This is a genomic window from Streptomyces sp. NPDC007162 (genome assembly GCF_040634175.1).
Classification (GTDB): domain Bacteria; phylum Actinomycetota; class Actinomycetes; order Streptomycetales; family Streptomycetaceae; genus Streptomyces.
Genome location: NZ_JBEYFC010000482.1, coordinates 1 through 6814, shown reverse-complemented (window position 1 = coordinate 6814; position 6814 = coordinate 1). Strand labels below are relative to the sequence as shown.

The window sequence follows — 6814 nt, the reverse complement described above, 5'->3', positions numbered from 1 at the left end:
GCCTGTCGGGCCGAGCTCAGCCCCCGTACGGTCGGGCTGCCCGAAACCGACCGGCGCCGTCGCGTGGCCGGACTGCGCCGGGACGAGGTGGCCGTGCTGGCCGCCATCAGCACCGACTATTACACCCGCCTGGAGCAGGGCCGTATAGCCCCCTCCGCGTCCGTGCTGGCCGAGCTTGTCCGGGTCCTGCACCTCAGCGATGACCAGCGAGACCATCTGTTCGAGCTGGCAGGAAAGGAAGTCGGCCGGGCGCGGCGGCGAGCCCCGCAGAAGGCGCACCCCCGGCTGCGCACCGTCCTTAACGAGCTCAGCCTGGCCCCTGGTGTGATCCTGGGCCGGCATCTGGACATCCTGGCGTGGAACCCGACGGCCGCCGCCCTGTTCGGCACCGATTTCGCGAAGGTCCCCCAGCAGCAGCGCAACTACGTCCGGCTGCTCTTCACCGCCCCGGCCATGCGAACGCTGTACGCCGACTGGGAGGACTCCGCCCGCAACGCCGTGGCCGTGCTGCGGCAGCAGGCCGCGGCCTGCCCCGACGACCGGAGACTGGCCGACCTCGTCGGTGAGCTGTCGGTTCAGGACGACCAGTTCCGCCAGTGGTGGGGAGGTCGCCCTGTGGTGGCCCGGACCGGCGGCACCAAGGTGTTCGACCACCCGGTCGCCGGCGAACTCTCCCTCGCCTGGGACGCCCTCACCTGTGTGGCCGACCCCGATCAGCAGCTGATCGTCTGGAGCGCCGAACCCGACTCGCGTGCGTACGAGGGCCTGTGCTTCCTTTCCTCCTGGGCGGCGGCCACCGCCGTGAATTCTTGAAATCGACAGGTGATTGTAGGCGTAAGCCAGGGATAACAAAGCCAGGGAGGAATCCTTCCTACCTTCGCTGTCGAATTCCGTGCCATGCTTCCAGAGCACGATTCACACAGTCTTTTTCGAGGAGCAATACCCCCATGTCCTCCACCTCCCGTCCCACTGTCGCCGTCGCTTTCCATTCCGGCTACGGCCACACTGCCGTCATAGCCGAGGCCGTGGCGCGCGGCGCTGCGGAAGCCGGTGCCGAGGTGATCTCCATCCCCGTGGACACGATCACCGACGAGCAGTGGGCGCAGCTGGACGCCGCCGACGCCATCATCTTCGGTGCCCCCACCTACATGGGCACCGCCTCCGCCGCCTTCCACACCTTCGCCGAGACCAGCAGCAAGCGCTGGTACACCCAGACCTGGGCCGACAAGATCGCCGCCGGCTTCACCAACTCCGGTGCCAAGAACGGCGACAAGTCCTCGACCCTGGGCTACTTCTTCACCATGGCCGCCCAGCACGGCATGCACTGGGTCAGCCTCGGTGTCCAGCCGGGCTGGGCCTCCACCGAGGGCAGCGAGGACGACATCAACCTTTTGGGCTACTTCGTCGGTGCGGGCGCGCAGACTCCGGTCGATGCCGGCCCGGAGGCGGTCCACAAGTCCGACATCGCCACCGCCGAAGGCCTCGGCGCCCGCGTCGCGCAGCAGACCGCCTTCTTCCGCGCCGGCCGCGCCGCCCTCGCCGCCTGAACCCCAAGAACTCACCCACAGCCTGACCCGCAAAGGAGCAGCACCATGTCCGACTCCCCGAACCTCGCTCTCGTCCGCCGCCTCTACGACTCCGGCATGGCCCCGGACGTCGTCGCCGAGGTCATCGACCCCGACATCGTCTGGGACATCACCCCTGGCTTCCCCTACGGCGGCGTCTACAAGACCTGGGCGAGCGCCGGCGGCGACTTCTTCGGCCGGCTCGCGCCGCGCTTCACCTCCTTCGGCGCGGTGGCCGAGGAGTTCTACGACGTCGGTGAGCACGTCTTCGTCCGTGGCCACTACCACGCCGTGTCCAAGTCCGGCGAGGAGTCGGACGCGCGCTTCATCCACCTGTGGACGGTCGGCGGCGGCAAGCTCACGCACCTGATCCAGGCGGCCGACAGCCACGTCGTCCAGCAGGCCGCCAACAACTGACCGTTCGTACTCACTCCAGGGAGCACCCCATGGCGAAGATTCTCTTCCTCATCACCGCCGCCGATCACTGGACCCTGGCCGACGGGTTCGAGCAGCCGGCCGGTTTCTGGGCCGAGGAGGCCATCGGTCCGTACGGCGTCTTCAAGAAGGCCGGCTACGAGATCTCCGCGGCCACCCCGGGCGGCATCCCGCCGACCGCCGACCCGCTCAGCCTCACCCCGGACTTCAACGGTGGCGAGGAGGGCGCCGAGCGGATGAAGACGGCCCTGCACGAGGCCACCGAACTGACGAACCCCGTCCGCATCGAGGACGTGAACATCGACGACTATGACGCGGTGTTCGTCCCCGGCGGATGGGGCCCGATGGAGGACCTGTCCGACGACCCCGCGGCCGGCCGGCTGCTCAGCGACTGGCTTGCCTCCGGCAAGCTCGTGACGCTGGTCTGCCACGGCCCGGCCGCGTTGCTGTCCACCGTGGACGCCGATGGCAAGTCCCCGTTCGCCGGCTATCGCCTGACCGGTCTGTCCAACTCCGAGGAAATCCAGAACGGCCTGGCCGACCGGGCGAAGTGGCTGCTTGAGGACCGTCTGGTCGCGGACGTGGGCGCGGACTACCGCAAGGGCGAGGAGAACTTCGCCCCCCACATCGAGGTGGACCGCACCCTCATCACCGGCCAGAGGCGACCTGGGGCAGGGCCGCGGCGCTGGTGGCGAGGGTGTTCTTCAGGACGGCGTTGGCGGGGGTGTTGAAGGCCGCGGCCTGTTGGGCGGTCTTGACCGGCGGGATGGAGCTGTAGGCGGTGTTGAGGATCTTCTGCTCGTCGTCGCTGGTCATGAACTTCACGAACCTGGTGGCGCCGTCGAGGTTCTTGGTGTTCTTGAAGACGGCCAGGTTGATGCCGGCGACCATCGAGTTGACCTGGGTGCCGGTGCCGGGGGTGCCGGACCGCACGGGCACCGGGGCGATGCCGTAGTCGCTGTCGCTCATGCCCTGCGACGTGAGGTTGGCGGACGCCGACTGCCACAGCAGCATGGCCTGCTTGCCCTTGGCGAAGTCGCTCACCGACTGGTTCTGCGCGTACTCGGCGTCGCCGGTCGGGATGACCTTGTCCTTGGCCATCAGGTCGACGTACTGCTGGACCGCGGCCACGATCTTGGCGTTGGTGAAATCCGGTTTGCCGTCGGAGGTGAAGAAGTCGGCGCCGTGCTGCTTGGCGAAGACGAAGACGTGGTGGATGTTCTCCGAGACGTTGCCGCCCTCGGCGCCGAGCACCGACTTGCCCCTGGCGGATATCTTCTTGCCGTCGGCGGTCAACTCGTCCCAGGTGACCGGGGGCTTGGCGATGCCGGCGTCGGCGAAGATCTTCTTGTTGTAGTAGAGCGCGTACGCCATCGAGTACAGCGGTACCGCGGCCGGGTCCTTGCCCTCGGCGCCCGTGGAGCCCAGCGCGGAGTCGACGAAGCGGTCCCTGCCGCCGATCTTTGCGAAGTTCTTCGCGTCCCAGGGCAGCAGCGCGCCCGTCGCCTGCAACGAGGCGCTCCAGGTGTTGCCGATGTTCAGCACGTCGGGGCCCTGGCCCGAGGTGGTCGCGGTCAGGATCCGGTTGAGCAGGTCCGACCAGGGCACGACCTCCAGCTTGACCTTGATGCCGGTCTGCTTCTGGAACTTGTCGAGCTCCGGCTGGAGCACCTTCTTGTCGACCTCGATGCTGGCGCCCTGGTTGGAGGCCCAGTAGGTGAGCGTCTTCGGGGAGTCGTTCGACCCGCCCCCGGTGGACGAACCGCCACCGCAGGCCGTGGCCGCGAGGGCGAGAGACATGGTGACGGCGCCTACGGCCGCGGCTCGGATGCTGCGCATGGCTCCAGCTGTGCCTTTCCGGGAGTGGAGAACCCCGAGAGGGCTTCACACAGGTCGGCCCCCGAAGCCCCTCATGGCTTAATTTAGGACGTGAGTTAATACTCCGATCAGGGGTGCGTCAAGAGATCCGGCACGGGTGCCGACGCGGGCGACCGGGGGAACAGCCGGTTCCGGGGCGGAGGTCGACGGCGCCCGGGGGTGTGACCTGGGCCGAAGCGCCCAGATCCGGACGGAGCGGTGGCCGGCCGCCGTTCCGCAACGGTTGTGTTTCGACGGTGAGCAGGGAGGCAGGTCATGGCCTCGCGTCCGGTGGCGGGGCAGCGGGACAGCAGTGGGGGCCGGGAGGTCTCCCCCCGGCCCCCACCCCCACGTCACCGGGCGGTCATCGCCCCGGCCGGGGCCGGGGCGTAGCCCGTCGGGGTGGCGGTGAAGGTGCCGCGGCCCCGGGTGCGCCCTCGTAGACGGGTCGCGTAGCCGAAGAGTTCGGCCAGGGGTACGGTCGCCGTCAGCACCGCCGCCCCGCCCCGGGACTCCGAGCCGGTCACCCGGCCGCGCCGGGCCGCCAGGTCGCCGAGCACGCCGCCGACGGCCTCCTCGGGCACGGTGACCGCGACCTCTGCGACCGGCTCCAGCAGGACCATCGCGCATGCCCGCAGCGCCTCCCGGAGACCGGACCGGCCCGCCGCGCGGAACGCCGTGTCGGAGGAGTCCTTCACATGCGTCGAGCCGTCGGTCAGGGTGACTCGCAGCCCGGTGACCGGATGCCCGCCGAGCGGACCCTCGGTGAGGGCGTCCCGGCAGCCGGCCTCGACCGCGCGGACGTACTCCTGCGGCACCCGTCCGCCCACGACCGCCGACCGGAACTCGAAACCGCCGCGCTCCCCCAGGGGCTCGACGTCCAGGACGACGTGCGCGAACTGCCCCGCACCGCCGTTCTGGTGCACGTGCCGGTGGACCTGGCCGGTGACCCCGCGGACCACGGTCTCCCGCAGGGCGACGCGCGGCCGGCCCACCGTCACCTCGGGTCCGCCGGCACGGCGGATCTTCTCCACGGCGACCTCCAGGTGCAGTTCCCCCATTCCGGACAGCACGGTCTGCCCTGTCTCGGCGTCGGTGCGCACCACCAGCGAGGGGTCCTCCTCGGCGAGCCGGGACAGCGCCTGGGCCAGCCGTTCGGTGTCGGTACGGCGGCGGGCCTCGACGGCGACGGACACCACCGGTTCCGCGACGCGGGGCGGTTCCAGCAGCAGCGGGGCGTCCGGGGCGCACAGCGTCGCGCCGGGGCGGGCCGACTTCAGCCCGACGACGGCGACGATGTCACCGGCCACCGCGCGGTCGAGCGGCTCGTGCCGGTCGGCCATGACGCGGAGGATGCGCGCGACGCGTTCGGTGCGGCGCGTCGCCGGGTCCCACACGGTGTCTCCCTTCTCGATCGTGCCCGAGTAGACACGGACATGGGTGAGGCGCCCGGTGGCGGTCGCGGTCACCTTGAACGCGAGCGCCGCGAACGGTGCGCCGGGGTCGGCGGGCCGCCGCTGCTCGGCACCCCGGTAGGTGCCGCGCACGGCGGGGACGTCGAGCGGCGACGGCAGGTACGCCACGGCCGCGTCCAACAGCGGTTCGATGCCCCGGTTGCGGTAGGCGGAGCCGCACAGCACCACCACGCCGTCGCCGGTGCGGGTGAGGTCGCGCAGGGCGGTGACCAGGGTGCCGGTGGACAGCCGGCCGGCCGGCGCGCAGAACTCCTCCAGCGCGGCCGGGTGCAGTTCGGCCACCTTCTCCTCCAGCACCCGTCGCCGTCGGCGCGCTTCCTCGCCGAGGTGCGCGGGCACCGGCCCCGCCACCGCCGCGGCGCCGCCGTCCGCCCAGACCAGTGCGCGCATGCGCACCAGGTCGACGACGCCGGTGAAGCCGTCCTCCCTGCCGATGGGCAACTGGACGACGAGCGGGGCCGGGTGCAGTCGGGCCCGGATCGACTCGACGGCTCTGTCGAGGTCGGCGCCCGCGCGGTCCAGCTTGTTGACGAAGGCGATCCTGGGCACGCCGTGCCGGTCGGCCTGCCGCCACACCGACTCGCTCTGCGGCTCCACACCGGCCACCGCGTCGAACACGGCGATCGCGCCGTCGAGGACGCGCAGGGAGCGCTCGACCTCGTCGGCGAAGTCGACGTGGCCGGGAGTGTCGATGAGGTTGACCCGGTGACCGTCCCAGGCGCAACTGACGGCCGCCGCGAAGATGGTGATGCCGCGGTCGCGTTCCTGGGGGTCGAAATCGGTGACGGTGGTGCCGTCGTGGACCTCGCCGCGTTTGTGGATGGTGCCGGTGGCAAAGAGTATGCGTTCGGTGACGGTGGTCTTTCCGGCGTCGACGTGGGCGAGGATGCCCAGGTTGCGAACGGCGGCAAGGGGGTCGACGGAGTTGTGGCGGAGTTCGGTGCGCACGGCCCGAGGCCTTTCGAATGGAGTACCCGGAACAGCGTCCGGACGGTCGGCGCAATTTCCCGTGCGGCAAGGTTCACCGAGGCGCGACTGACAGCATGTCAAAGTCCGGGCATATGCCGGAGATTGGGAGTTCAGCCGAGCGTCACGGAGTCCGGTGCCGGCCGCGCGGCGGGCACCGGAGTGACGGGGACACGAGGATCACCTCGTAGCGGGAACGGGGAGAGACGACGGCCGCGCGCACACGCATGACCCTCTCCCCTCGTTCGTCCGGACTCGTCACGGCACCACACCAGGACCGCGTTCCACGGCTACGGTGCGTGATACCGAGTGAGTGTAGGCAGCGGGCACGGGACACGGCACCCGGTTTTCGAGCGAGACACCGGTTTCGTTCCTTTTCTCCACCCTCAGGGAATTGCACGGCTCATTGACCCGGCATTTTCCGGACATTCATCCGGCCGACGCCGACAACTCCACGCACACGGAAGGCGCTTTCCGCCCCGGCAGCCAAGAACGCCGCAACTCCAGCGATTGGCC

At 70.1% G+C, this 6814-nt stretch carries 5 protein-coding genes and 1 pseudogene; 4 read left to right on the top strand and 2 right to left on the bottom strand.

The annotated features are described in order from the left end of the window. The 4 genes from ABZ646_RS36755 to ABZ646_RS36740 all read left to right on the top strand — a co-directional run. Positions 1-813 (top strand): helix-turn-helix transcriptional regulator (locus ABZ646_RS36755; RefSeq protein WP_360529047.1); only part of this gene is annotated, 813 nt, incomplete at its 5' end. A 134-nt stretch (positions 814-947) separates the two neighbouring features. Further along, entirely contained in the window at positions 948-1547 is a 600-nt protein-coding gene (locus tag ABZ646_RS36750) for a flavodoxin family protein (protein WP_360529044.1), read from the top strand. A 45-nt stretch (positions 1548-1592) separates the two neighbouring features. Then, the gene (locus ABZ646_RS36745) at positions 1593-1982 is read left to right on the top strand and encodes a nuclear transport factor 2 family protein (protein WP_360529041.1); all 390 of its coding nucleotides are present in this window, start codon (positions 1593-1595) and stop codon (positions 1980-1982) included. Between the two features lie 29 nt (positions 1983-2011). Beyond that, complete coding sequence (locus ABZ646_RS36740; protein WP_360529038.1) at positions 2012-2731, top strand: type 1 glutamine amidotransferase domain-containing protein; 720 nt, start codon at positions 2012-2014, stop codon at positions 2729-2731. Here ABZ646_RS36740 and ABZ646_RS36735 read toward each other — a convergent pair. Then, positions 2661-3839 (bottom strand): annotated as a pseudogene (locus ABZ646_RS36735) (extracellular solute-binding protein); the annotation flags it as partial. The gene ABZ646_RS36740 and the pseudogene ABZ646_RS36735 overlap by 71 nt on opposite strands. Positions 3840-4210: 371 nt before the next feature. Further along, positions 4211-6280 (bottom strand): elongation factor G, encoded by a 2070-nt coding sequence (fusA, locus tag ABZ646_RS36730; protein ID WP_360529035.1) that lies wholly within the window; start codon positions 6278-6280, stop codon positions 4211-4213. Positions 6281-6814: the final 534 nt, after the last annotated feature.